Source organism: Streptomyces meridianus, from assembly GCF_023703325.1.
Taxonomy (GTDB): Bacteria; Actinomycetota; Actinomycetes; order Streptomycetales; family Streptomycetaceae; genus Streptomyces; species Streptomyces meridianus.
In genome coordinates this window covers 241,437-265,535 of record NZ_JAMQGM010000037.1, presented here as the reverse complement: position 1 = coordinate 265,535, position 24,099 = coordinate 241,437, and the positions used below count along the sequence as shown (strand labels likewise).

The following is a 24,099-nucleotide window of genomic DNA, read 5'->3' as shown; positions in this document are numbered from 1 at the left end:
CCCGCCGCGCTGAGAGACTGTGGCCATGCGCATTGTGGTTCTGGCCGGGGGGATCGGCGGCGCCCGGTTCCTCCGCGGTCTCAAGGCAGCCGCCCCCGACGCGGACATCACCGTCATCGGCAACACCGGCGACGACATCCATCTCTTCGGCCTCAAGGTCTGCCCCGACCTCGACACCGTCATGTACACCCTGGGCGGCGGCATCCACGAGGAGCAGGGCTGGGGCCGGGCCGGCGAGACCTTCGCCGTCAAGGACGAGCTGGCCGCCTACGGCGTCGGCCCGGAGTGGTTCGGGCTCGGCGACCGGGACTTCGCCACCCACATCGTCCGGACGCAGATGACCGCCGCCGGCTACCCGCTGAGCGCCGTCACCGAGGCCCTGTGCACCCGGTGGCAGCCGGGCGTGCGACTGCTGCCGATGACCGACGACCGGGTCGAGACCCATGTGCTCGTCGACGACCCCGAGGCTCCGCAGAGCGACGGCGAACCGGCCCGCAAGGCCGTCCACTTCCAGGAGTACTGGGTCCGGCTTCGCGCCCGGGTCCCGGCCCACGCGGTGGTGCCGGTCGGCGCGGAGAACGCCAAGCCCGCCCCCGGCGTCCTCGAGGCCGTCGCCGCGGCGGACGTGGTGCTCTTCCCGCCGTCGAACCCCGTCGTCAGCATCGGCACGATCCTGGCCGTGCCGGGCGTGCGAACGGCCATCGCCGAAGCGGGCGTGCCCGTCATCGGGCTCTCCCCGATCGTCGGTGACGCGCCGGTCCGCGGGATGGCGGACAAGGTGCTCGCAGCGGTGGGCGTCGAGTCCACGGCCTCCGCCGTGGCCCGGTTCTACGGCTCCGGGCTGCTCGACGGATGGCTGGTCGACACCACCGACGCCGCCGTCGTGGACGAGGTCGAGGCGGCGGGCATCCGGTGCCGGGCCGTGCCGCTGATGATGACCGACCTCGAGGCGACGCGGCGCATGGCCGCCGACGCGCTCGCGCTGGCCGAAGAGGTCCGCGCATGAGCGGGCCTCTCTCCCCCGCGGCGGCCTCCGGGCCCGGATTCCGGGTCTGGGCAGTGCCGGGCATCCCCGAGGTGCAGCCGGGTGACGACCTCGCGAAGCTGATCTCCGCGGCCACGGACGCCTCCCCGGGGGCCGCGGCTCCAGGAGCGGGTCTGGCCGACGGCGACGTGCTCCTGATCACCTCGAAGATCGTCAGCAAGGCCGAGGGACGGATCGTCGAGGCAGCCGACCGCGAGAGCGCCATCGACAGCGAGACCGTGCGTGTCGTCGCACGCCGCGGACCGACCCGGATCGTGGAGAACCGCAACGGCTTCGTCATGGCCGCGGCCGGCGTCGACGCCTCCAACACCCCTGCGGGCACCGTCCTGTTGCTCCCCGAGGACCCCGACGCCTCCGCCGCGGCCATCCGGGCCGGGCTGCGGGACGCGCTCGGCGTCGATGTCGCCGTCGTCGTCACCGACACCTTCGGGCGGCCCTGGCGCAACGGGCTCACCGACGTGGCGATCGGCGCATCCGGGCTGCGAGTCCTGGACGACCTGCGCGGCGGGACCGACACGCACGGCAACCCGCTCGGCATGACCGTAGTCGCCACCGCCGACGAACTGGCCGCGGCCGGCGACCTGGTGAAGGGCAAGGCGAAGGGGCTGCCGGTGGCCGTCGTGCGCGGGCTCCCGCACCTCCTGCGCACTCCGGACGACGGCGGCGACCCGGGCGCGCGGCCGCTGGTCCGCAGCGCCGCCGAGGACATGTTCCGGCTCGGCACCTCCGAGGCGGTCCGGGAGGCCATCCGACTCCGGCGCACCGTACGGGAGTTCACCGACCGGCCGGTGGACGGCGCCGCGGTGCGCCGCGCCGTGGCCTCCGCCGTGACGGCGCCCGCACCGCACCACACCACGCCATGGCGGTTCGTGCTGCTCGAGTCGCCGGGTTCCCGGGTGCGGCTGCTGGACGCCATGCGGGACGCCTGGATCGCCGACCTGCGCGGCGACGGGTTCGGCGAGGCGAGCATCGCCAAGCGGGTACGGCGCGGCGACGTGCTGCGCAAGGCCCCGTACCTGGTGGTGCCCTGCCTGGTCATGGACGGGTCGCACACCTACCCGGACCAGCGCCGGGCCGCCGCGGAACGCGAGATGTTCGTGGTCGCCGCCGGAGCCGGCGTACAGAACCTGCTGGTCGCCCTGGCCGGCGAAGGGCTCGGCTCGGCGTGGGTCTCCTCCACGATGTTCTGCCGCGAGGTGGTCCGCGAGGTGCTGGACCTGCCCGCGGGCTGGGACCCGATGGGAGCGGTGGCCGTGGGGCACCCGGCGGCTGCACCGCCCGCCCGCGGGGAACGGGACCCCGCGGGGTTCGTCGAGGTGCGGTGACCGCCGGGCCTCCGCCCGGACGCACCGCGCTGCCGGCTCTCTTCACCGGAACCGCCGGCGGGGCCCGTCGGCTCGCGCCGACTCCCTTGATGCAGAAGGGGATGCGCCGACCCGGACCGCTCGGGACCGGCCGGGGTCAGATGCGGCGGATGTCGTTGACGGCCATGCGCGGGGCGCGGCGCGGCGGGATCCGTCCGCTCAGCAGGACGAGCCGGCAGGCGCGGTGGCGCTGGCCCGCGTACGGCGCGAGCAGTTCGAGCATCCTCGTGTCGTCCGCGCCGCGCTCGCCCGCCAGCGCATAGCCGACCGTTCCGGGCAGATGGAGGTCTCCGACGGTGACCGCGTCCGCGGCACCATTGCTGCGCTGCAGTGTCTCCGCCGCCGTCCACGGGCCGATGCCCGGGATCGCCTGGAGCCGGGCGAGCGCCTCGGGGAGGTCCATCGCCGCGGCCTCCTGCATCCGCCGGGCGACCCGCACCGCGCGCACGATCGTCGCCGAACGCTTGCCGTCGACGCCCGCCCGGTGCCACTCCCACGACGGGATGAGGGCCCAGGACCGCGCGTCCGGCAGCACCCGCATCCGCTCCGCCGGGCCCGGGCCGGGGGCCGGTTCGCCATGACGCCGCAGGAGCAGGCGCCACGCCCGGTACGCCTCGTCGCTGGTGACCTTCTGCTCCAGGACCGACGGGATGAGCGACTCCAGCACCAGGCCGGTACGGGTGAGGCGCATACCGGGGTGCCGCCGCCCGGTCTCGTGGAGCAGCCGGTGCCGGGCCGTGAACTGCGCCGGATCGTCGCCGGCGCCGAGCAGCGCGGGCAGGCCGTCGAGCAGCCAGTCCGCCCCGGGCCCCCATGCCTCGGCCTCGATCTCGCCGCCGGCGCGCTGAGCCAGCCGCAGCGTCCCGGCGCCCGCGGGAGTCCGGGCGGCGCGCCAGACCGAGCCGGCGTCCACCCGGAAGGCGGGGTCGCCCGGTCCGCGGCGCAGCGGACCGATCGTGAGCCCGAGGTGGAGCGGATAGGGCGGCGTCCAGCGGCGGTGGGTCGCAGCACCGGTACGCGACGACCGGGCCGGTGGCACGCGCAGGGCTCCCGCGCGCACGGTGCTGCGGGTGGGCCGGTCGGAGTCGGATGTCACGCGTACGAGCGTAGTTCCCGCAGTGAGCGGTCCCGCCGCGGTCCCCGGTGGCCGCCGGGCGGAACTACTGGTCGCTGGAGAACCGGACCGCGCCGTCGCCGATCCTGGCGTCGCACCAGATGCGGACGCCCTCGAGCAACTCGTTGTCCGCGCCGATGTGAGCGCCGTCGCCGATCACCGCACCGTCCAGGAGGGTGCGTTCGCCGATGTACGCCCCCTCGCCGATCAGCGAGTCCCGCACGTCCGCTCCATCGGCGATGACGGCGTCCGCCAGGACGGTGCTGCCGTGCACGCGGGCCCCGGCTCCGACCCGGGCCCCGTCGCAGACGACGGTGCCGCCGCTCAGCTTGGCGTCGGCGGCGATCCCGGCGCCTTCGAGGACCAGGCGCTCCCCGCGCCTGCCCGGCACCGCGGGCGAGGGGGCGCGCCCGGTGACCAGGTCCGCGGACCCGCGGACGAAGGCCTGCGGGGTTCCGAGGTCGAGCCAGTACGTGGAGTCGACCATGCCCTGAAGGTGTGCGTCGTCGGAGAGGAGTCCGGGGAAGGTCTCGCGCTCGACGGACACCGGGCGGTCGTGCGGGATGGAGTCGATCACCGAGCGCCGGAAGACGTAGGCGCCGGCGTTGATCTGGTCGGTGACGATCTCCTCCGGCGTCTGCGGCTTCTCCAGGAAGGCGGTGACGCGGCCGGTGTCGTCGGTGGGGACGAGTCCGAAGGCCCGGGGGTCGTCGACCCGGGTCAGGTGCAGGGAGACGTCGGCGCCGCTCGTGGTGTGGGTGTCGACAAGCGCCCGGATGTCCAGCCCGGTGAGGATGTCGCCGTTGAAGATCAGCACGGGCTCGTCCGGGCCTGAGGTCAGGTGCGAGGCCACGTTGCGGATCGCGCCGCCGGTCCCGAGCGGCTCCACTTCGGTGACGTACTCCAGGTGGAGTCCGAGATCGGAGCCGTCACCGAAGTAGGGCTCGAAGACCTCCGCCAGGTACGAGGTGGCGAGGACGACGTGCTCGACGCCGGCGGCCCGGGCGCGGGCCAGCTGGTGGGCGAGGAACGGGACACCGGCCGCCGGGACCATGGGCTTGGGCGTGCGCACCGTGAGCGGGCGCAGCCGCGTGCCCTTGCCGCCGACCAGGAGGATCGCTTCTGTCACCTTGGGGCTCTGCTTCCTGCTGGGGTCGGCCGGTCGGCGGTCAGTTTATGCGGACGGTTGTGCTCGCCCTGCGGCCATCCGTGCGTGTCAGCGGCCCTGGAGCCGGGATGCCGTGCTGCGGATGGTCCCGAGCTTCGCGTACAGCTTGGCGCCGGGGCACTCGGTGGCGAAGCCGTCACGGTGGCCCGAGATGACCTTCATCTTGACCTTGGTGCCCGCCTTGTACTTACCGCCGGCGGACGTCAGCGTGGTGGTGCCGCCGGGGTTGCGGCCGAACAGGCCGAGCTTCCACGCCGTCAGTTTGGCGACCCCGTCGAGTGCTGCCTTGGGCGGTGCGGCGGACGTGAAGGTGCCGAGGACCGCGATGCCCATGGTGTTGCTGTTGAAGCCCAGGGTGTGGGCGCCCATGACGGGCTGGACGACCCCGCCGGCGCGGCCCTCGTAGATCTTGCCGCACTTGTCGACGAAGAAGTTGTATCCGACGTCACGCCAGCCGTTGCTCTTGACGTGGTAGCGGTAGATGCTGCGGATCAGCGCGGGCGCCTGCGAGCAGCTGTACCCGTTCCCGGAGGCGCTGTGGTGCACGAACGCGGCCTTGACCGTGCTGGTGTAGCGGAAGCCCGGCTCCCGGAGCTTCTCGTCGGCGCCCCAGCCGGCCCGGGTGACGATGCCGGGCCGGGGCCCGATGTGCTTGGCCGTGGCGCCGCGGTCGGTGCCGGTTCCGGACGCCTCCGCCGTGTCGCTCGTCGAGGGTGTCTCGGCGGGGATCTCCTTGGCGCCGGGAGCGGCGAGCGGGGCGTTCGCGGCGGAGCTCTCGGCGGCCTCCTCGGACAGGGGGGCACCCGTGGTGTCCTCCGCGGCCGGGTCGGCGCCGGGATCGATGAGTTCGAGGTGCATGCCGTCGGGCAGGGCCGGTGCCTCGCCGCCCGAGCGCTCCGAGGTCCCGTCGGGCAGGACCTGGACCTCCACGCCGTCGGACGCGCCGACCCAGAGCGGGGCCGTGCTGCCGCGGACAGGGGCGGCTCCGGGCTCGGGCGATCCGGGGTCGGGAACGTCGTCGGTGTGCGGCTCGATCGCCTGCCACTCGGACCACTTCTTCGTCTCGGTGGACCGGGTGCGCACCTGCACCCGGCCGTGGAGCTCGGTGTCGGCGTCCTCCCAGACGATTCCGACCAGCGAGAACGGCTTGACCTCCCGCTCCGTCAGGCCTTTGGCGCCCGCGGCCCCCGGCAGGTCGACCAGGGCACGTGCCTGGTCGGCGTCCAGGGGCTCGAGCGGAAGCGACTGGGTGGCGCCCGGGAGCGAGGCGCGTTTCTCCACCCGGTCCGTGTCCCGGGAGTCGGTCGCGGACGCACGGGTGGAGCCTGCGGGTTCGGTGAAGGCGACCGGGGTTGCGGTCGCGCCGGCGGGCATCGCGAGCGGGAATGCCAGGGCGGCTGCGCAGGCGACGCCGATCGAGGAAGCAAGGAGTGCACGCATGCCAATGATCGTGTACATAGTCAGACAAATATGTCCATTGGTGATGTGACGACCTGTCGGCTCGATCGGGGCAGCCGCCACCCGTACGGGCTCATCGCCTCCCTCCGGCGCCGCCGGTGGGTCCGCGTACCCTTGCGCGCGTGAACGCCATCGATCGCACCCCCGCCGACCTGCTGCGATCCGCGCTCGCCGCGGACCCGGCCCGCCCCCTGGTGACCTTCTACGACGACGCAACCGGAGAACGCGTCGAACTCTCGGTGGCGACTTTCGCCAATTGGGTGGCGAAGACGGCCAACCTGCTGCAGGACGATCTTGCGGCGCAGCCCGGCGACCGGCTCGCGCTGCTGCTGCCCGCCCACTGGCAGACGGCCGTGTGGGTGCTCGCCTGCTCGTCCACCGGTGTGGTCGCCGACCTGGACGGAGATCCGTCGGCCGCCGACCTGGTCGTGGCCGGGCCGGACACCCTCGAGGCGGCCCGGGCCTGCACCGGCGAGCGCGTGGCGCTGAGCCTGCGCCCACTGGGCGCCCGCTTCCCGCAGCCACCGGCCGGTTTCGCCGACTACGCGGTCGAGGTGCCGAGCCAGGGCGACCGCTTCGCTCCGTACGCCCCGGTGGATCCCGACGCTCCCGCACTCGCCTTCGGGGGCGCGGGAGAGCTCACCGCCGCCGACACGGTCGAGCGGGCCCGCAAGGACGCCGCGCGCCGGGGAACGGGCAGCGGTTCGCGCCTGCTGTCCGCGCTGCCGTACGACACCTGGGAGGGCCTGTCGGCCGGGCTGCTCGCGCCGCTCGCCGCCGGCGGTTCGATCGTGCTGTGCCGCAATCTCGACGCGCTGGCACCGGAGGCGCTGGAGCAGCGCAGGAAGAGTGAGCGGGTCACCGGCATCGTTCGCTGACCGGGCCGCCCCGTCCGGCGCGCACGGCCCGCTGACCGGCAGGAACGTCGCGGGCATCGCCGCAGCCGTACAACCAAGCGGCGTCCTCACGGGTCTTCCTCTTCGGCCGGCGGAATCCCGCGGCCGAGGGAGCCGACTCCGTGAGGGATGGACACCGACGTGACCGACAGCCCCGACACCTCCCCGACGGCCCGGGCCGTGGACGTCGGGGACCGTCGGCACCGACTGCGCTGGGCCGCCCTGGGCGCGGTGGCGCTGCTGGCGGCGTCCTCCGGCGTGGGCTGGGGTCTGGTCAGGGAACTCGACGCGAACATCACCACGGACACCTCCACCGCGGCCGAGCTGCGCAGCCACGAGCACGAGCGCCCGCCGGCGCGGGTGGCCGAGGCGCGGAACATCCTGCTCATCGGCTCGGACAACCGCGGCGACGGGAACGGCCGGTACGGGCGGGACACCGGGACCCAGCGGTCGGACACCACGATCCTGCTGCATCTCGCGGCCGGCGGCGAGAGCGTGACGGCGGTCAGCATCCCGCGCGACCTGATGGTGACCGTCCCCGCCTGCACCGGCCCCGACGGCGAACCGACGCAGCCCGGATTCGCCCAGTTCAACTCGGCGTTCCAGGCCGGTGGACCGGCCTGCACCATTCGCACGGTGGAGAAGCTCTCGGGCATCCGCATCGATCATCACGTGATCGTCGACTTCACCGGCTTCACCGGGCTCATCGATGCCGTGCACGGCGTCGAGGTCTGCTTGAAGTACCCGGTGAAGGACACCGCGGCACATCTCGAACTTCCCGCCGGACGCCAGGTGCTGGCCGGCGAGGACGCCCTCGGGTACGTCCGCGCCCGCCATGCCCTGGGCGACGGCAGCGACACCGACCGCATGGACCGGCAGCAGCAGTTCCTCGCCGCACTGGTGAAGAAGGTGCAGAGCAACGGCGTACTGCTGAACCCGGCCCGCCTGTACCCGGTGCTGGACGCGGCGACATCGTCGATCACCACCGACGCCGGGCTGGATTCGCTCGAAGAGTTGTACGAGCTCGCCGCCGCACTCCGCGACGTCCCCACGGACCATGTGCGTTTCCTCACAGTGCCGCGCCGCCCGTACCCGCCGAACCCCAATCGGGACGAACTGACCCAGCCCGACGCGGCAGAGCTGTTCGGCAGTCTGCGGGACGACGAACCGGTGGAGGTGACCCCGGAGCGCAACCGGGCCGGTGAGCGCGGCAGTGATGACGATCCCGCGTCCGCGGAGGAAGTTGACGAGGCTTCGGCGGCGGGCACCGCATCCGCTTCACCCCGCCCGCCGGCGACACCGCCGACAACCTACCGGGGAACCACGGCAGATCGGGACACATGTGATCAATAGCGAAATATGGGCCGCTCGATCCGGCGGCGGGATTGGGCGGATTGCCCGCGTGTAAGGGAGGAGGTTTTTGCCACCGCCGTCGCCCGACTGTGAGCTGGGCGGATAAGGTGAGCGATCCGGTGCCGACGGCCAGGGAAGCCGCGCACCGGCAATCGATGACCGGGCGCCGGGGGAGGCGCCGCGTGGTACCGACGGAGGACTCAGGAAACCGTGGACGCGCAAGGCCGTGGACGAGCGGGTGACTACGACCCCGCAGACCAGTGGGTGTTCGACCCCAACACCGGTGACTACGAACTGCGATCGAACCATACCGCAGGGCGACAGTCGCCTCCGGCTCAGCGCAGAGCCTCCGGCCGGACCCACGAGACGCCGGGCCGCTCCCGGCGCCGTGACGTGCCGTCGCAGCGCGGGCGTCGCGGGGCCGTGGCCCCGCCGCCCGCCGGCCGCCGCAGGCCCCGGCCCGAGAAGAGCGGCCGGAAGAAGGCCCTGTACTGGACCGGCGGCATCACCGCCTTCCTGCTGGTCGCCGGCACCGCGTGTGCGTACGCCTTCATGAACCACCTCGACGGCAACATCGACAAGGTCGACGTCGGGATGAACAACGCCGCGTCCAGCAACGGCCCGCTGAACATCCTCGTCATCGGCACCGACAACCGGACCGGCAAGAACAAGGGCTACGGCGACGCCGGGAGCGTCGGCCACGCGGACACCACGATCCTCTTCCACGTCTCCAAGGACCGGACGAACGCCACCGCGCTCAGCATCCCCCGCGACATGATCACCGACATCCCCGACTGCCCCACCGTGCAGAAGGACGGGAGCAAGAAGGTGATCGCCGGGCAGCAGGGCGTCCGGTTCAACACCAGCCTCGGCCAGTCCGGCCGCGACCCCGGCTGCACCTGGCGGACCGTGGAGAAGATGACCGGAGTGAAGATCAACCACTTCATGATGGCCGACTTCAACGCGGTGAAGACGCTCTCCACGGCGGTCGGCGGCGTCCCGGTCTGCCTGACCAAGGACCTCAACGACCCCAAGTCGCACCTCCGGCTCGGCGCAGGCCGGCACAAGGTGAAGGGCGAGCAGGCGCTCGCGTTCGTCCGCACCCGGCACGCGGTCGGCTTCGGCAGCGACCTGGACCGCATCAAGCTGCAGCAGCAGTTCCTCAGCTCCATGATCAAGACGATGAAGTCCGGGGACACCCTGAGCAGCCCGTCCAAGCTCTACGACCTGGCCAACGCCGCCACGAAGGCGCTGACCGTCGACACCGGGATAGGCAAGGTGGGCAAACTCGTCGACCTCGCCAAGGACCTCAAGCGCGTCAACCTGGCGAACATCAGCTTCGTCACGGTGCCGGTGGTGGACAACACCGATGGCGCGACCGTGCTGCTGGACAAGCCCAAGGCCGAGCCGATCTTCTCCATGGTCCGCAACGACGTCTCGCTGACCGAGGTGAAGCAGAAGAAGAAGGCCGCCAAGGACAAGCAGGCCGAGCTGCTCGAGGGGCCGATGGCCGAGCCGTCCGCGGTCCGCGTCGAAGTCCTCAACGGCGGGGGCCCGTTGGGCGCCGCTCAGGACACCGTCGACTGGCTGCAGAACACCGAGGGTGTGACGCGGTCGAGCAACGGCGGCAACGCCACCGGGGGCAAGCAGGACAAGACGACGCTGGAGTTCGCGCCGAACCAGGCCGACCAGGCCCGTCGGCTCGCCGACATGATGGGTCTGCCGGCGTCCGCCCTGAAGCAGGGCAAGGAGGACGCCGGGCCGATGGAGAACATGACCCTCGTCCTGGGCGCCGACTTCCAGGCCGCGGGCACGCCGATCTCCGCCCCCACCAAGGCGCCCAAGGACGTCCCGCAGGTCCGGGCCAACGACAAGAACCTCTGCGTCCGGTAGGTCCACGGATCCGGGGAAGACCGAACACAACTGAAGGGACGGGGAGGTCCCATGCCGCGGAGCAGTGTCGACCGGCTACCTGATCAACGCGGCTCGCAGTCCCCGGAGTCCGGCCCACCGCCCGGGGACCGCCCCGAGGGCGGCGACCGGCCGGGCCCGGACGGGGACGACACCGGGGGCAGACCTCCGGGACGGCGCCGCAGACGCATACTCCGCATACTCGCCGTGGCCGTCGCACTGCTGCTGCTCGCGACGGCCGGGGCGGGATACCTCTATCTGCGGCACCTCGACAACACCCTGCGCAAAGGCCGGCTCGACCTCGGCGACAACAAGATCGGCAAGCCCGCGCCCAACGCCGCCGGGCAGTCGCCGCTCAACATCCTGCTGATCGGCTCCGACAGCCGGCAGGGCGAGGAGAACGTCCGGCTCGGCGGGGCCAGGAAGGACGCGGGCCGCAAACCGCTCGCGGACGTGCAGATGCTCGTCCACGTCGCCGCCGACCGCAGGAGCATGTCGGTGGTCAGCATCCCCCGCGACACCCGCGTCACCATTCCGGAGTGCACGGATCCGGAGGACGGCACGGTCTACCGCGAGCAGGCCATGGCGCCCATCAACCAGGCCCTCCAGCACGGCGGCCCCGGATGCGCCGTGGCCACCTGGAAGGAACTGACGGGTGTTTACATCGACCACTTCATGATGGTCGACTTCGCCGGCGTCGTGCGGATGGCCGACGCGATCGGCGGCGTCCCGGTCTGCGTGGACAAGAACATCTACTCCCACGACAGCCAGGGACACGGTTCCGGACTGAAGCTCAGGGCCGGCACCACCCGGGTCCAGGGCGAGCAGGCCCTGCAGTGGCTGCGCACCCGCTACGGATTCGAGGACGGCAGCGACATCGGCCGGGCCCGCGCCCAGCACATGTACATGAACTCGATGGTGCGCGAGCTCAAGGCGGGAACCAAGCTCACCGACCCCGACAAGCTCCGCAGGCTCGCGGAGGCCGCCGTCGGCGCACTCACCGTGGACGAGAGCATCGGCACGGTGAGCAAGCTCTACGACTTGGCGAACGACCTGAAGCGGGTGCCCACCGAGCGCATCACGATGACGACGATGCCGTTCGTCTACGGCCCCCAGGCCGGCTACGTCCTGCCCAAGCCGGGCGACGCCGAGCAGGTCTTCTCCCTTCTCCGCAGCGACATCGCGCTCGACGGCAAGGACCGGAAGAAGAAGCAGGAGCCGCAAGCCTCACCCGGCACGCCGAAGGACGCGCTGAAGATCACGGTCACGAACGGCACCGCCTCGGCGCCCGGGGGAGCCGAGCCGGGACGGGCGGGCGAGATCACCGCCGCCCTCTCCGACCTGGGCTGGACCGAGGCGACCGCGGACACCGGCCTCACCTCCCGGCCCGGAACCGCCGTCACCTACCCCCAGACCGCCCTGCGGGGCGACGCGCTCGCCGTGGCGAAGGCGCTCGGGGTCCCGTCACGGCTGGTGAAGCTCTCGGACGACTCCGAGCAGGTCCAGGTGGTCATCGGCGCGGACTGGCCCAAGGGCGACCGTTACCCGGAGGACGCCGCGAGGGACGGGAACAAGGCGCCGGAGAGCGCGGACGCCATCAACGGCGACGACCGGAAGGCCTGCATGAAGGTCAACGACAGCTACGTCTGGTAGCCGCCGGCGGGACAGCGGAGAGGGGCGGTGCCACGCACGGCGGACACTGTTGGCAGTGTCCACGCACGGTGGCACCGCCCCTCTCCGCCGGGTCCGGAACGCGACCGGTCAGGACTCGGCGGCCGTCACCGCCGGACGGCGGCTCGCGATGACCTTCCGGGCCAGCGAGCGCGGGCTGGTGAGGAAGCCCCAGCCCCAGGACATGTGCATCGTCGCCAGGGCCACGGGAATCCACATCCTCGACTTCGGCGGCAGGCCCTTGCCCGCCGGTATCGATCCGGCCGTGATCGCCGCGAGGTATCCCGCCGGCACCACCAGGCCCCACGGAGTCAGTGCGACACCCACGACGAGACCGGCCGCAATGGCCAGCACCGCGGTAGGCGGGGCGAGGTAGCGCAGGTTGATCGAGCCCTGGTGGAAGCGGGCGACGACGTGCCGCCACCGCCCGTAGTCCTTGTACTGCTTGGCCAGCGCACGCAGGGAGGGCCGCGGCCGGTAGGACACCTTCAGCTCCGGGGAGAACCAGATCAGCCCGCCGGCCTCGCGGATCCGGAAGTTCAGCTCCCAGTCCTGGGCCCGGATGAACTCCTCGTTGTAGCCGCCCTGGCGCTCCAGCGCCTCGCGCCGGAAGACGCCGAGGTAGACGGTCTCGGCCGGGCCGGCCGCGCCGCCGGTGTGGAAGGCCGCGTTGCCGACGCCGATCTTCGACGTCATGGCGGCGGCGACGGCCCGCTCCCAGTCGTTCTCGCCCTCGGCGTGCATGAGCCCGCCGACGTTCTGCGCGCCGGTCTCGTCCAGCAGGCGCACGGCCGTGGCGATGTAGTCGGGCGACAGCATGCCGTGTCCGTCCACGCGGACGACGACGGGGTGCCGGGACGCCTTGATCGCGGCGTTCAGCGCAGCGGGGGTCCGGCCGGTGGGATTGGGCACCGTCGTGACCCGGCCGTCCTCGCGCACGAGTTCGGCGGCTATCTCGTCGGTCCGGTCCGTGGACGGGCCGAGGGCGATCACCACCTCCAGCTCTCCGGCGTACTCCTGTTCCAGGATGTGCCGGACCGCCGTCCGCAGATGACGTTCCTCGTTGAGCACCGGCATGATCACGGAAACGGCCGGAAATCGCTGTTCAGCAGATGCGTTCATCGCACGTCACGTTACCGCGAACGAGGGACGCCGCCGCACCCCGCCCGGGTGGCCGGCGCAGCGGCGGGCGGCGTGGGGGCGCGGGCGGCACCGTCGCCCGACCTACGGTGGTCCGCGGTCCTCGGGGGCTGCCCGGGGTCGTCCCAGGTCCGGGCACGATCCGGCCCGGGGCCCTCAGCCCAGCCCTGCCGCGGAGGTGCCCGACCCCATGACCGGACCGGCTCGCTCCCCCCGCCCCCGTGCCCTCGCCGGACGTCCGCGTCTCCTCGACCGCCGGACACACCGGCCGCGCCGGCGCGGACGTCCCACTCGCCGCCGCTGGGGGCTCCGGGTGGCGGCCGGCATCTCGTTGCTGCTCCTGGCCGCGGGCGGCGTGGGGCACGCGGTGGTCACCGGCCTGGACACCGGCATCGACCGCATCGACCCCTTCGAGGGGCTGAGCGACCGGCCACGGGGCGGCGAAGGTCTGGACTTCCTCGTCGTCGGCACGGACGGACGCGACCGGATCACCCGGGAGGAGCGACAGCGGTACCGGCTCGGCGGCGCTCCCTGCCACTGCACCGACACGATCATGCTCGTCCATCTGTCGGGGGACCGGGAGCGGGCCACCGTGATCAGCCTGCCGCGCGACTCGTACGCCGAGCTGCCCGGCCACACCGACCCGGTGACCGGCCGGAAGCGTCCGCCCGAGGTGGCGAAACTCAACGCGGCCTATGCCCGGGGCGGCCCGCACCTGACCGTGCGCACGGTGGAGCACATGACCGGCGTGCACATCGACCACTACATCGAGGTGGACTTCTCCAGCTTCATGAAGACCGTCGACGCGGTCGGCGGTGTGGACGTCTGCACCCCCGTCCCGCTGAACGACGACCACACCGGGCTCGCACTCCCGGCCGGCCGGAGCACCCTGGACGGCGGCGAAGCCCTGCAGTACGTGCGCTCCCGGCACATCGACGAGGGCGCCGACCTCGCCCGGATGCGGCGCCAGCAGCGCTTTCTGGCCGCGCTCGTGCACCGGGTCACCGAGAGCGGGGTGCTGGTGAACCCGGTCGCCTTCAACCGCGTGGCCTCGGCCCTGCTGGGTTCGGTGCGCGCCGACAGCGGTTTCGGCCCGGACGAACTGGTCGCGCTCGGACGGGCCATGCGGGGGTTCACCCCGGCGTCGTCGGAGTTCGCCTCGGTGCCCGTCGAGGACCCCGGCTTCCCGGTGCCCGGCATCGGCGACACGGTGAAGTGGGACGACGAGAGGGCCGCCCGGCTCTTCCGGGCGGTGCGGGAGGACCGGCCGCTGAGGGCACGGCGTCAGAGCGGCGGGAAGTCCGAGATCGTCGACATCTCCCCGCGCCGGGTCCGGGTCCAGGTCTTCAACGGCACGCACCGCAAGGGGCTGGCCCGGAAGGTGGACCGGGCGCTGCGTGCCACCGGGTTCGCCGCCGGCGGGCCACCGGGCAACGCCGTGGCCGCTCCCGGCCGGACGGTGATCGCGTACGACCCGGGGTGGGACCGTTCCGCGCGGACGCTGGCCGCGGCTCTGCCGGGGGCGGATCTGGTTCCCGTTCCGGGCCAGGGGCCGGGGATGCGGGTGACCCTCGGTGACGACCGGCAGCGGGTGCAACGGGTGCGGGCCGCCGAGGAGGCGGACGGCAACGGGTTCGCGGCGCTCACCGGCGACGAGGTGGTCTGCCGCACGAAGCGGGCCGGCGACGGCGGGGAACGCCGATGACGGTCCCGGCGTGGCCGGTGGCGGTGCATGCCCGGGGCCCGCGGCACGGGCCGCCGGGACGGGCGGGTCTCAGTCGTCGATGCCCTCCGCCGCACGCCGGTCGCGCAGTTCCTTGATCGCGCGGCGGCGGGCCAGCCGGTGGGTGCGGCGGATCTGCGCCTCCTGGTAGCGGCGCTTGTCACGCTCGGTCTCGGGGACGACGGGCGGTACGGCGCGGGGCTTGCCCTCCGCGTCGACCGCGGCGAACACCAGGTACGCGCTGCCGACCTGCGTCGCGGGGGTCGACTCGTTCCAGCGCTCCGCGAGGACCCGGACGCCGACCTCCATGGAGGACCGGCCGGTCCAGTTGACCTGAGCCTTGACATGGACGAGGTCGCCGACTCGTACCGGCTCCAGGAACACCATCTCGTCCATGGAGGCGGTGACCGCAGGACCCTCGGAGTGCCGCCCTGCCACCGCGCCGGCGGCGTCGTCCACCAGTTTCATGATCACGCCACCGTGGACCGTGCCCAGAAGATTGGTGTCATTGCCCGTCATGATGTGGGACAAGGTGGTGCGGGAGGCAGCAGTCGGCTTGCCCGGAATCTCGCCCTCCTGGGCTTGGGCCTGAACGGTCATGACCTCAACCTTATGCGCCGCAGACCTCCCGATCCGCAGCGGGCCGCTTTGCATCAGCTCTGCTACAGCCTCGCCGTGATGTGACACCCGCCCTGTCGATGTGCAGGGTCCGACAGGCACACTTTCCCGCATGAGCGATTGGAACGGCGACAGCAGAGATCGGTTCGGACACGGCGGCATGGCCGCCCGTGGCCGCGGCGGCCGGCCCCATGCGGAGCCGCCGCTTCCGCCGCATATGTCCCCCCGCCCGTCGGTGCCCGGCCCCCGCGGCCACGACGGGTACGACGGCTACGGCCCGGGCGAGGTCTACGGCGGCGGCCGGGGCCGCGGCGGACCGGGGCCGGGGGACTACCGCCGTCCCGGAGGCGGACGCCGCTTCAAGCGCATGATCGTGACGCTGCTCGTCGTCATCCTCGCGATATCCGTCGGCACGTACTTCTGGGCCGACTCCCAGCTGCGGCGCGAGGTCGACCTGGGCAAGGTCGAGGACCGTCCGGAGACGGGCTCCGGCACGAACTACCTGGTCGTCGGCTCCGACAGCCGCGAGGGCATGACCGCGCAGGACAAGAAGAACCTGCACACCGGTTCCGCCGCCGGCAAACGGACCGACTCGATGATGATCCTGCACGTCGGCAGCAACGGGAACACAGTGATCTCCCTGCCGCGTGACTCGTGGGTCACCATTCCCGCGTTCAAGGGCTCGGAGACCGGGCGTCAGTACCCGGCCACCCGGAACAAGCTCAACGCCGCCTATTCGATGGACGGCGCGCCGCTCCTGGTCCGGACCGTCGAGTACAACACCGGCCTGAAGATCGACCACTATGCGGAGATCGGCTTCGGCGGCTTCGCCAAGATCGTGGACGCGGTCGGCGGCGTGGAGATGAACCTCCCCCGGGCCATCAAGGACGAGAAGTCCGGCGCCGACCTCAGGGCAGGCAAGCAGACCCTCGACGGAAGCCAGGCCCTCGCCTTCGTCCGCACCCGGTACGCCCTCGCACAGAGCGACCTGGACCGGACCAAGAACCAGCAGAAGTTCCTCTCCGCACTGGCCAACCAGACGGCGACGCCGAGCACCCTGCTGAACCCGTTCAAGCTCTACCCGGTCATGGGTGCCGGTCTGGACACCCTGGTCGTGGACAAGGACATGAGCCTGTGGAACGTCGGCTCGATGTTCTTCGCGATGAAGGACATCCAGGGCGGTGAGGGCAAGCAGATGAACATGCCGATCGCCGGCTCGGCGCCGATGGGTTCGCTGAGCTGGGACATGCCCAAGGTCAAGCAGCTCGTCTCGCAGCTGAAGAACGACGAGAAGGTGACGGTCAAGGGCAACCGCTGACCGCCCCCCTTTCGCTCCCGTACCGGCCCCGGCGCCTCGCGCGCCGGGGCCGGCGGCGTTCCGGGGACGCGCGTCCGTCCGTCGTTCACTCGCGCGAGTGGCGGGCCGGTGAAACCACCCGGCCGCTTCCCCGGGAGGCAATCCTGGGCGGCGTCAACACCCGCATGCGATGCTGATGCCGAGGAACGCGAGGAGGCGGTGATGACGACGATGAGCGTCGCCCGGCACGACTGCGTCGACGAACACGAAGGGCCGTGGACCGTCGAGGACGTCCTCGCCCTGCCCGAGCATCCGGCACGCGCCCGCTACGAACTGGTGGACGGTGTCCTCATGATGTCCCCCGCGCCCAGCTGGGCGCATCAGATTGCCTCATCCACGCTCCACCGGCAGATCCGCAGCTCCATCGCCACGGCCGAGGCACCCTTCCTCGCCGCCGAGGGAACGAACGTCATCGGCGAGTCCCGGCTGCTCATCCCCGACCTCGTGGTGGTCGACCGGTCTGCCGTGCGGCGAGAAACAGTGGCGGTCTCCCTCGACGCGGTCGTGCTCACGGTGGAGATCGTCTCCCCCCACAACCGCGCCGCCGACCGGATCCTCAAGCCGGCGCTCTACGCCCAGGCCAAAGTGCCCGCCTACTGGCGCGTGGAGCTGGACCCCGAGCCGACCGTCCTCGTCCACGAACTCGACGGGGACGGCTACCGCGAGACCGCGGCGGTCACCGGCAGGAGCAGCATCGACGTCGCCGGAGCCTTCGCCGTCGACCTCGACGTCACCACGCTGCTCGCCGACCTCGACCGGGACTGACCACCGGGCGAGCGGTCCGTCCCCGGGCGGGATCCGCAGCGTTCCTCCTCCCCCGGCCCCGCGGCCGACCGGCCATTCTTGACCCTCGACATGGTCGAGGCCCCAGGGTCGGTGGACGTGGAGAGCGACATGCGCAGCATTGGTCAACTGGCCCGGGAGAGCGGGCTGTCGGTGAGCGCCCTGAGGTTCTACGACGGCGCCGGCGTCTTCGGCCCGGCCCGGGTGGACCCGCACACCGGCTACCGCTGGTATTCCGCCGGTCAGCTCGACGACGCCAGGCTGTTGTGCCGGTTGCGGCGGGTGGGACTGCCGCTCGCCGAGATCCGGCAGGTCCTCGGCGCGCCGCCCAGTTCGGGCGAGGCCCGGCGCGTGCTGGACCGGCATCTGCGGCGGCTCGAGGACGGTCTCAGCGACGCGCGCCGGGAGCTCTCCACGGTCCGGGCACTACTCGACCAGAGGGAGAACCCCATGAACACGCCCATCACGGCAACTCGACTGACCGTCCGCGCAGCCGAGCTCGCCGGAGCACTCGACGCCGTGCGCTTCGCCGCCTCGACCGACCCCGGACTTCCGCTGCTGGGCGGGGTGTTCTTCGACCTCGACGGGCCGGTGCTCCGGGTGGTCGCGACCGACCGCTTCCGCCTGGCCGTCTCGCAGGCGACCGTGACCGACCGCAGGGGGCCGGATGCGAGCGCGACGGTGCCGGCTCCGGTCGTCGACGGCATGAGGGCGCTCCTCACGGACTCGGAGGAGGGCACGGTGACCCTCACCGTCGAGGGCGACCGTGTGGCACTGGAGATCGCCGGACGACGCATCGAGGGGGCCGGCCTGGAGGGGGTCTTCCCCGACTACCGACGGCTGACCCGGCTCGAGACCGACCACCGGGTGGAGGTCTCCCCCGCCGCTCTGCGGGATGCCGTGCTGAGCGGTGGGACGCGCAAGCGGCCCGAGGGTGACGAGATCACCGTTCTCACCGTCCGTCCGGACGGCGCACTGGCCGTGGCGGCGGACAGCGACGAGGGCAGCGATCGCGGCAGTCTGCGGGTCGCACTGAACCCGGCCTACCTGCTGGAGGCGATCGGGGCGGGGTCGCCGGAGCAGCTGGTCCTGGAGCTCGGCGGTCCGATCGCTCCGCTGGCGATCCGGGACGCCGATGCCCCGGGGACGTTCTCCCTGCTGATGCCCGTCCGGCTCTCCTGACCGGCGCGTGACGCGCTCAGGGGCACCCCGCAGAGTGCCCCTGAGCTGCAATGTCCCTGCGTTGCCGGTTACTTGGGCAGGTTCCTGGCCATGACGATCCGCTGGACCTGGTTCGTGCCCTCGTAGATCTGCGTGATCTTGGCGTCCCTCATCATGCGCTCGACCGGGTAGTCACGGGTGTAGCCGTACCCGCCGAGCAGCTGCACCGCGTCGGTGGTGATCTCCATGGCCGCGTCCGAGGCGTAGCACTTGGCGGCGGCACCGAAGAAGGTGAGGTCGCCGTCGGTGCGCTCGGACTTGGCGGCGGCCGCGTAGGTCAGCTGACGGGCGGCCTCGAGCTTCATCGCCATGTCCGCGAGCATGAACTGGATGCCCTGGAAGTCGGCGATCGCCTTGCCGAACTGCTTGCGCTCCTTGACGTAGTTCTTCGCGTAGTCCAGGGCGCCCTGGGCGATGCCCAGCGCCTGCGCGGCGATGGTGACGCGAGTGTGGTCGAGGGTCTTCATCGCAGTGGCGAAGCCGGTACCCTCCTCGCCGATCATGCGGTCGGCCGGGATGCGCACGTTGTCGAGGTAGACCTCGCGGGTCGGCGACCCCTTGATGCCGAGCTTCTTCTCCGGTGCACCGAACGAGACGCCCTCGTCGGACTTCTCGACGACGAACGCGGAGATGCCCTTGGAGCGCTTCTCCGGGTCGGTGACGGCCATGACCGTGTAGTACTCACTGACCCCGGCGTTGGTGATCCAGCGCTTCACGCCGTTGAGGACGTAGCCGTCGCCGTCCCGGACCGCCTTGGTCTTCATGCCGGCGGCGTCGGAGCCGGCGTCCGGCTCGGAGAGGCAGTACGAGAACATGCCGTCGCCCTTGGCCAGCGGACCCAGGTACTTCTTCTTCAGCTCCTCGGAGCCGGACAGGATGACCGGCATCGAGCCGAGTTTGTTGACGGCCGGTATGAGGGAGGACGAGGCGCAGACCCGGGCGACCTCCTCGATGACGATCACGGTCGCCAGCGCGTCCGCGCCCGCGCCGCCGTACGCCTCGGGGACGTGCACCGAGTGCAGGTCGTTGGCGACGAGGGCGTCCAGCGCCTCCTGCGGGAAGCGTCCCTCCTCGTCGACCTCGGCTGCGAACGGCGCGATCTTCGCCTCGGCGAGCGAGCGCACCGACTCCCGGAGCATGTCGTGCTCCTCGGACGGCCGGAAAAGGTCGAAATCAGTCGATCCCGCCAAGGTGTCCTCACTCCCCAAAAAGCTAACTACCGTTAAGTAACCCGATTCTACGGGCCGGGGCCGCGCCGGTACACGTGAGCTTCCCGACAGCCCCGTGCCGGGGCCTCATCCGCTGACGGGCCGCCGACTATGCTCGGGGCCCGCAGCCCACGAGTCCCTCAGGAGAGCCCCGCATGGCACCCAAGATCACCGTGATCGGCACCGGCTACCTCGGCGCCACGCACGCCGCGGCCATGGCCGAGCTCGGCTTCGAGGTGCTGGGCCTGGACGTCGTCCCGGAGAAGGTCGCGATGCTCTCCGAGGGCAGGGTACCCATGTTCGAGCCCGGACTGGAGGAGTTGCTGCACAAGCACGTGGCCGGCCTGGAGGGCTCCAGCGGACGGCTGCGCTTCACCACCTCCTACGAGGAGGCCGGCGAGTTCGGCGACGTGCACTTCGTCTGCGTGAACACCCCGCAGAAGCACGGCGAGTACGCCTGCGACATGAGTTACGTGGACACCGCCTTCGCCTCGCTCGCCCCCCACCTGCACCGGCCCGCCCTGGTCGTCGGCAAGTCCACGGTCCCGGTCGGCAGCGCCGAGCGGCTCGCGGCCCGGCTCACCGAGTTGGCCCCCGCGGGCGAGGGTGCCGAACTGGCGTGGAACCCCGAGTTCCTGCGCGAGGGCTTCGCGGTGAAGGACACCCTGCACCCCGACCGGATCGTGGTGGGCGTCGCGAGCGAGCAGGCCGAGAAGCAGTTGCGCGAGATCTACGCGACGCCGATCGCCGAGGGCTCGCCGTTCGTCGTCACCGACTACCCGACGGCCGAACTGGTCAAGGCGTCCGCCAACTCCTTCCTCGCCACCAAGATCTCCTACATCAACGCGATGGCCGAGATCTGCGAGGCCGCCGGCGGTGACGTGGTCAAGCTCGCCGAGGCACTCGGCCACGACGACCGGATCGGGAAGAAGTTCCTGCGCGCCGGCATCGGCTTCGGCGGCGGCTGCCTGCCGAAGGACCTGCGCGCCTTCATGGCCCGTGCCGGAGAACTGGGCGTCGACCAGGCCCTGACGTTCCTCCGCGAGATCGACTCCATCAACATGCGCCGGCGCGGACACATGGTCGAGCTGGCCCGCGAGGCCGTCGGTGGCGGCTTCCTCGGCAAGCGCGTCTCCGTCCTCGGCGCCACCTTCAAGCCGGACTCCGACGACGTGCGCGACTCCCCCGCTCTCAACGTCGCCGGTCAGATCCACCTCCAGGGCGGTCAGGTCACGGTCTTCGACCCCAAGGGCATGGACAACGCGCGCCGCGTCTTCCCGACACTGCGCTACGAGGACAGCGCGCTGGAGGCGGTACGCGGCGCCCACGTCGTCCTGCACCTCACCGAGTGGGGCGAGTTCCGCGAGCTCGACCCGGCCGAGCTGGGCGAGGTCGTCGCCGAGCGGCGGATCCTCGACGGCCGCAACACCCTCGACGCCGACCGCTGGCGGGAGGCCGGCTGGACGTTCCGCGCCATGGGCCGCCCGCGAGCCTGAGCTCGATCCGCCGGAACCGGGCAAACCGGTTCCGGCGGTGCGTGCTCGCCACGGGCGTCGCCGTACCGGACCGGCCCGGGATGACCCGCCGCCCCAGCGGGAAGAGGGGAACGCATGACACCCGAACTCTTCACGACGGGCAGCGGCGACGACGCACACACCTCCGGCGGGGCGGGCTCAGGTGAGTCGACGGTCTCGCCCGCCCTCCGGGCGGTGCGGGAGCGGCTGACCGGACTGCCGCCGGGCGACAGCACTTGGCTGAAGGACCGGCTGGGCGGCCCGCGCCGGTGGATCACCCGCCACCGCGAACTGATCCGCGCCGCGGCCGGGGACAACGGGCTGCCCGCGGACATGGTGGCTGCCATCGCCTGGCAGGAGGTCGGCGGCAAGCCGTACGTCCTCGACGACATCACCGTCACGCTGCGCGACGCCGCCCGCAGTTCGTGGGTCCCGGTGGATCCGGAGGACCTTCCCTGGCGGCTGGCGGGAGACCGCGACAAGACCTCGTTCGGGCCGATGGCCGTGCAGACCCGGCGGGCGGCGGAAGTGCTCGGCTACGACCCGGCGCGTCTCACCGAGGCCCAGCGCACGGAGCTGACCACCGCGTTGCGGGACCCGGCCCAGGCGGTCTTCATCTCGGCCGGGTACCTCAGGAGCCTCAAGGCGGAGAGCCGGTTCGCCGACGTGCCGCCCGAGGAGATGACCCCGGACCAGTACCGCGAGCTGGCCGCCCGCTACAACGGAGGCCCGTACTGGCAGGTCCCGGCCGCGCAGAAGTACGCTGACGAATTCGCCGAGCACCGGCAGGAGGCCGCGGAGGCGCTCCGGTGAAGCGGACGGGGCCCGGCGCCGGCCGGTCCCCCGGGCGGTGCGGATCCGGGAAAGCGCGACACCTGCGGCGCCCGGGCGTAGTAGACATTCCGGCAGAGGCCGCCGGCCGAAGACGTACGGCGCCGTGACGGAAGGAATGCCCATGCCCATCGCCGACCTGGGGACCGTCGTGCTCGACTGCCCCGACCCCGCCGCTCTCGCAGCGTTCTACGCGGAGTTGCTCGGCGGCGAGGTGGATGCCTCGGACGACGCGTGGGTGGACCTGAAGGGGGTGGGCGTGGCCATGGCGTTCCAGAAGGTCCCGGGCCACGTTCCGCCGCAGTGGCCCGACCCGGCCCGGCCCCAGCAGTTCCACCTCGACCTTGTGGTGGGCGACCTGGACACCGCGCAGAAGCAGGCGCTCGCGCTCGGCGCCACCCTCCTCGAGGACCACGGGGGAAGGCACGGCTTCCGGACCTTCGCCGACCCGGCCGGGCATCCGTTCTGCCTCTGCATCGACTGACGCCCGGCCGCCGGCGCGGGGGACGTCAGCCGTCGAGCTCCGCGATCGTCGCGTCGGAGGGCCTGCCGCGTACCGGGTCGGCCTTGAGCCTCCGGGCGACGTCCTCCGCGGCGCGCAACGTCCGCACCGCGTTCTGCCAGGTCAGCTTGGCCAGGTCGGCCTCGGACCAACCGCGGCGGAGCAGTTCCGCGACGAGGTTGGGGTATCCGGCGACGTCGTCGAGCCCGGAGGGGGTGAAGGCCGTCCCGTCGTAGTCCCCGCCGATGCCGATGTGGTCGATGCCGGCCACCTCGCGCATGTGGTCGAGGTGGTCGGCCACGGTGGCAGCGGTGGCGACGGGCCGCGGCTCGGCCGCCTCGAACTCGCGCTGGACGCGCATCCCGGCCTCGGTGGTGTCGAGAGCGTGCAGGCCGTGGGCGCGCATGTTCTCGTCCGCCGCGGCCGTCCACCGGATGGCCGCGGGCAGGATGAACTTCGGGACGAAGGTGACCATGGCGAGCCCGCCGTTGGCGGGCAGCAGCGCGAGGACGTCGTCCGGGATGTTGCGCGGGTGGTCGCACACCGCACGGGCCGAGGAGTGGGAGAAGACGACCGGCGCCTCGCTGACCCGCAGGGCGTCGCGCATGGTGCCCGCGGAGACGTGGGAGAGGTCGACGAGCATCCCGATCCGGTTCATCTCCCGGACGACCTCCTCGCCGAACCGGGAGAGGCCGCCGAGGCGTTCGGCATCCGTCGCGGAGTCCGCCCACGGGATGTTGTCGTTGTGGGTGAGCGTCATGTAGCGGACGCCGAGGGTGTGCAGGGCGCGCAGGGTGGCGAGCGAGCAGTTGATGCTGTGCCCGCCCTCGGCACCCATGAGGGAGGCGATCCGGCCCTCGCTGCGCGCGGTCTCCATGTCGTCCGCGGTGAGCGCCAGGCGCAGGTCGTCCGGGTAGCGCTCGATGAGACGGCCGACGATGTCGATCTGTTCGAGGGTGGCGCTGACGGCGGCGTCACCGGCGTAGTCGGCGCGGACATAGACGGACCAGAACTGGGCGCCGACGCCACCGGCCCGCAGCCGGGGGATGTCGGTGTGCAGGTGGGCGCTCTGGTCCTTGGCGATGTCGCGCCGGTCGACGTCGTAGCGCACCTGCTCGCGCAGGGCCCAGGGGAGGTCGTTGTGGCCGTCGACGACGGGGTGGGCGGCGAGGAGTTCGCGGGCCCGGTCGAGGTGGTCCGTCACGGTCGTTCGGTTCCTTTC

20 protein-coding genes are annotated in these 24,099 nt (G+C 72.0%); 13 read left to right on the top strand and 7 right to left on the bottom strand.

Going from position 1 to position 24,099, the window contains the following annotated elements:
• Positions 1–25: 25 nt before the first annotated feature.
• Both cofD and M1E25_RS18020 read left to right on the top strand, forming a co-directional pair.
• Positions 26–1,006: a 2-phospho-L-lactate transferase gene (gene cofD, locus M1E25_RS18025; RefSeq protein ID WP_251416752.1), complete on the top strand. Its 981-nt coding sequence runs from the start codon at positions 26–28 to the stop codon at positions 1,004–1,006.
• Complete coding sequence (locus tag M1E25_RS18020) at positions 1,003–2,370, top strand: coenzyme F420-0:L-glutamate ligase (RefSeq protein ID WP_251416749.1); 1,368 nt, start codon at positions 1,003–1,005, stop codon at positions 2,368–2,370. Before cofD ends, M1E25_RS18020 begins: the two co-directional genes overlap by 4 nt.
• A gap of 136 nt (positions 2,371–2,506) precedes the next feature.
• Here the strand turns inward: M1E25_RS18020 and M1E25_RS18015 are convergent, their stop codons facing one another.
• From M1E25_RS18015 to M1E25_RS18005, 3 genes are all read right to left on the bottom strand, one after another.
• Positions 2,507–3,454, bottom strand: a complete 948-nt coding sequence (locus M1E25_RS18015; RefSeq protein ID WP_285830913.1) for a DNA-3-methyladenine glycosylase family protein — start codon at positions 3,452–3,454, stop codon at positions 2,507–2,509.
• A 115-nt stretch (positions 3,455–3,569) separates the two neighbouring features.
• Positions 3,570–4,652, bottom strand: coding sequence for a mannose-1-phosphate guanylyltransferase (gene manB, locus M1E25_RS18010; RefSeq protein ID WP_251416747.1), 1,083 nt, complete (start codon positions 4,650–4,652; stop codon positions 3,570–3,572).
• Positions 4,653–4,739: 87 nt separating this feature from the next.
• Complete coding sequence (locus M1E25_RS18005) at positions 4,740–6,131, bottom strand: peptidoglycan recognition protein family protein (protein WP_251416745.1); 1,392 nt, start codon at positions 6,129–6,131, stop codon at positions 4,740–4,742.
• 140 nt (positions 6,132–6,271) lie between these two features.
• Here M1E25_RS18005 and M1E25_RS18000 point away from each other — a divergent pair, with 140 nt between their 5' ends.
• From M1E25_RS18000 to M1E25_RS17985, 4 genes are all read left to right on the top strand, one after another.
• On the top strand, positions 6,272–7,027 hold the full coding sequence (locus M1E25_RS18000) for a TIGR03089 family protein (protein WP_251416743.1): 756 nt from the start codon (positions 6,272–6,274) through the stop codon (positions 7,025–7,027).
• A gap of 147 nt (positions 7,028–7,174) precedes the next feature.
• On the top strand, positions 7,175–8,398 hold the full coding sequence (locus M1E25_RS17995; protein WP_372501025.1) for an LCP family protein: 1,224 nt from the start codon (positions 7,175–7,177) through the stop codon (positions 8,396–8,398).
• A gap of 210 nt (positions 8,399–8,608) precedes the next feature.
• A complete protein-coding gene (locus M1E25_RS17990; RefSeq protein ID WP_251416741.1) occupies positions 8,609–10,291 on the top strand; it encodes an LCP family protein in 1,683 nt (560 codons plus the stop codon).
• Between the two features lie 225 nt (positions 10,292–10,516).
• Positions 10,517–11,962 (top strand): LCP family protein, encoded by a 1,446-nt coding sequence (locus tag M1E25_RS17985; protein WP_308290441.1) that lies wholly within the window; start codon positions 10,517–10,519, stop codon positions 11,960–11,962.
• Between the two features lie 108 nt (positions 11,963–12,070).
• Here the strand turns inward: M1E25_RS17985 and M1E25_RS17980 are convergent, their stop codons facing one another.
• Positions 12,071–13,102 carry a glycosyltransferase family 2 protein gene (locus tag M1E25_RS17980; RefSeq protein ID WP_251416737.1) on the bottom strand — a complete coding sequence of 344 codons (1,032 nt, stop codon included), beginning with the start codon at positions 13,100–13,102 and terminating at the stop codon, positions 12,071–12,073.
• A gap of 208 nt (positions 13,103–13,310) precedes the next feature.
• Here M1E25_RS17980 and M1E25_RS17975 point away from each other — a divergent pair, with 208 nt between their 5' ends.
• A complete protein-coding gene (locus M1E25_RS17975) occupies positions 13,311–14,825 on the top strand; it encodes an LCP family protein (protein ID WP_251416735.1) in 1,515 nt (504 codons plus the stop codon).
• A gap of 69 nt (positions 14,826–14,894) precedes the next feature.
• Here the strand turns inward: M1E25_RS17975 and M1E25_RS17970 are convergent, their stop codons facing one another.
• On the bottom strand, positions 14,895–15,443 hold the full coding sequence (locus M1E25_RS17970) for an acyl-CoA thioesterase (protein ID WP_251416732.1): 549 nt from the start codon (positions 15,441–15,443) through the stop codon (positions 14,895–14,897).
• Positions 15,444–15,573: 130 nt separating this feature from the next.
• On the opposite strand from M1E25_RS17970, the gene M1E25_RS17965 reads away from it, so the two are divergent.
• The 3 genes from M1E25_RS17965 (at position 15,574) to M1E25_RS17955 (ending at position 18,783) form a co-directional block, all read left to right on the top strand.
• Complete coding sequence (locus M1E25_RS17965; protein ID WP_251416728.1) at positions 15,574–16,779, top strand: LCP family protein; 1,206 nt, start codon at positions 15,574–15,576, stop codon at positions 16,777–16,779.
• Between the two features lie 201 nt (positions 16,780–16,980).
• The gene (locus M1E25_RS17960; RefSeq protein WP_251416726.1) at positions 16,981–17,583 is read left to right on the top strand and encodes a Uma2 family endonuclease; all 603 of its coding nucleotides are present in this window, start codon (positions 16,981–16,983) and stop codon (positions 17,581–17,583) included.
• A 129-nt stretch (positions 17,584–17,712) separates the two neighbouring features.
• The gene (locus tag M1E25_RS17955) at positions 17,713–18,783 is read left to right on the top strand and encodes a DNA polymerase III subunit beta family protein (protein WP_251416724.1); all 1,071 of its coding nucleotides are present in this window, start codon (positions 17,713–17,715) and stop codon (positions 18,781–18,783) included.
• Positions 18,784–18,851: 68 nt separating this feature from the next.
• Here the strand turns inward: M1E25_RS17955 and M1E25_RS17950 are convergent, their stop codons facing one another.
• Entirely contained in the window at positions 18,852–20,012 is a 1,161-nt protein-coding gene (locus tag M1E25_RS17950; protein ID WP_251416722.1) for an acyl-CoA dehydrogenase, read from the bottom strand.
• Positions 20,013–20,185: 173 nt separating this feature from the next.
• Between M1E25_RS17950 and M1E25_RS17945 the strand changes: the two genes are divergently transcribed.
• The 3 genes from M1E25_RS17945 (at position 20,186) to M1E25_RS17935 (ending at position 22,859) form a co-directional block, all read left to right on the top strand.
• Positions 20,186–21,526, top strand: coding sequence for a UDP-glucose dehydrogenase family protein (locus M1E25_RS17945; protein WP_251416720.1), 1,341 nt, complete (start codon positions 20,186–20,188; stop codon positions 21,524–21,526).
• A gap of 114 nt (positions 21,527–21,640) precedes the next feature.
• Entirely contained in the window at positions 21,641–22,357 is a 717-nt protein-coding gene (locus M1E25_RS17940; RefSeq protein WP_251416718.1) for a hypothetical protein, read from the top strand.
• Positions 22,358–22,499: 142 nt separating this feature from the next.
• Positions 22,500–22,859, top strand: coding sequence for a VOC family protein (locus M1E25_RS17935; RefSeq protein WP_251416716.1), 360 nt, complete (start codon positions 22,500–22,502; stop codon positions 22,857–22,859).
• 25 nt (positions 22,860–22,884) lie between these two features.
• Here the strand turns inward: M1E25_RS17935 and M1E25_RS17930 are convergent, their stop codons facing one another.
• Positions 22,885–24,081 carry a dipeptidase gene (locus M1E25_RS17930; protein ID WP_251416714.1) on the bottom strand — a complete coding sequence of 399 codons (1,197 nt, stop codon included), beginning with the start codon at positions 24,079–24,081 and terminating at the stop codon, positions 22,885–22,887.
• Between the last annotated feature and the right edge of the window lie 18 nt (positions 24,082–24,099).

Excerpts from the sequence above, each read along its gene's own strand:
- M1E25_RS17940 (WP_251416718.1), top strand. The coding sequence starts at position 21,641 with ATGACACCCGAACTCTTCACGACGGGCAGCGGCGACGACGCACACACC.
- M1E25_RS17935 (WP_251416716.1), top strand. The coding sequence starts at position 22,500 with ATGCCCATCGCCGACCTGGGGACCGTCGTGCTCGACTGCCCCGACCCC.
- M1E25_RS18005 (WP_251416745.1), bottom strand. The coding sequence starts at position 6,131 with ATGCGTGCACTCCTTGCTTCCTCGATCGGCGTCGCCTGCGCAGCCGCC.
- M1E25_RS17980 (WP_251416737.1), bottom strand. The coding sequence starts at position 13,102 with ATGAACGCATCTGCTGAACAGCGATTTCCGGCCGTTTCCGTGATCATG.
- M1E25_RS17955 (WP_251416724.1), top strand. The coding sequence starts at position 17,713 with ATGCGCAGCATTGGTCAACTGGCCCGGGAGAGCGGGCTGTCGGTGAGC.
- M1E25_RS17995 (WP_372501025.1), top strand. The coding sequence starts at position 7,175 with ATGGACACCGACGTGACCGACAGCCCCGACACCTCCCCGACGGCCCGG.
- cofD (WP_251416752.1), top strand. The coding sequence starts at position 26 with ATGCGCATTGTGGTTCTGGCCGGGGGGATCGGCGGCGCCCGGTTCCTC.
- M1E25_RS17960 (WP_251416726.1), top strand. The coding sequence starts at position 16,981 with ATGACGACGATGAGCGTCGCCCGGCACGACTGCGTCGACGAACACGAA.
- M1E25_RS17975 (WP_251416735.1), top strand. The coding sequence starts at position 13,311 with ATGACCGGACCGGCTCGCTCCCCCCGCCCCCGTGCCCTCGCCGGACGT.
- M1E25_RS17965 (WP_251416728.1), top strand. The coding sequence starts at position 15,574 with ATGAGCGATTGGAACGGCGACAGCAGAGATCGGTTCGGACACGGCGGC.
- M1E25_RS17970 (WP_251416732.1), bottom strand. The coding sequence starts at position 15,443 with ATGACCGTTCAGGCCCAAGCCCAGGAGGGCGAGATTCCGGGCAAGCCG.
- M1E25_RS17945 (WP_251416720.1), top strand. The coding sequence starts at position 20,186 with ATGGCACCCAAGATCACCGTGATCGGCACCGGCTACCTCGGCGCCACG.
- M1E25_RS18020 (WP_251416749.1), top strand. The coding sequence starts at position 1,003 with ATGAGCGGGCCTCTCTCCCCCGCGGCGGCCTCCGGGCCCGGATTCCGG.